Source organism: Staphylococcus pasteuri, assembly GCF_030547725.1.
GTDB classification, from domain to species: Bacteria; Bacillota; Bacilli; order Staphylococcales; family Staphylococcaceae; genus Staphylococcus; species Staphylococcus pasteuri.
The window spans coordinates 1-424 of record NZ_JAUOQO010000043.1 but is presented as its reverse complement, the minus strand read 5'-3'; the positions used below and the strand labels follow the sequence as shown (position 1 = coordinate 424).

Below are 424 nucleotides of genomic sequence, written 5' to 3'. Positions count from 1 at the left end.
CATGTACTAGAGGAGTTTCTCAATAACTTGCTGTTTTTACTGATTGGTTTGGTGCTGGTTGGCTTTGTTTTTCATATCGAAGATGTGTGGTTAATGTTGCTAGCCATTCCTTTGGTATTGTTAAGTCGTTTGATAAGCGTAGGGCTTCCTTTTTTGGGTTTTAGTCTGGTTAAGTCTTACAACCCTATGTCGGTCGCGATTCTAACCTGGGGTGGTTTACGTGGCGGCTTGGCTTTAGCGATGGCGATGTCGGTACCGGCGGGTGTGATGATTTTGCCGGAGAAGAATATTGATGTGCGGGAGATTATTTTAGTGATGACTTATGCGGTGGTTGTGTTTTCGATTTTAGTGCAGGGATCCAGCATAGTGCCATTGATCAACCGGGCTAAAAATCTAGAGTTATCGAGAGCGCTAAGTAACAAAG

The 424-nt window shown here is 43.9% G+C and carries 1 pseudogene; it reads left to right on the top strand.

The window, feature by feature from the left end:
• Window positions 1-27 precede the first annotated feature (27 nt).
• Window positions 28-424, top strand: a pseudogene (locus Q4528_RS12710) (hypothetical protein); the annotation flags it as partial.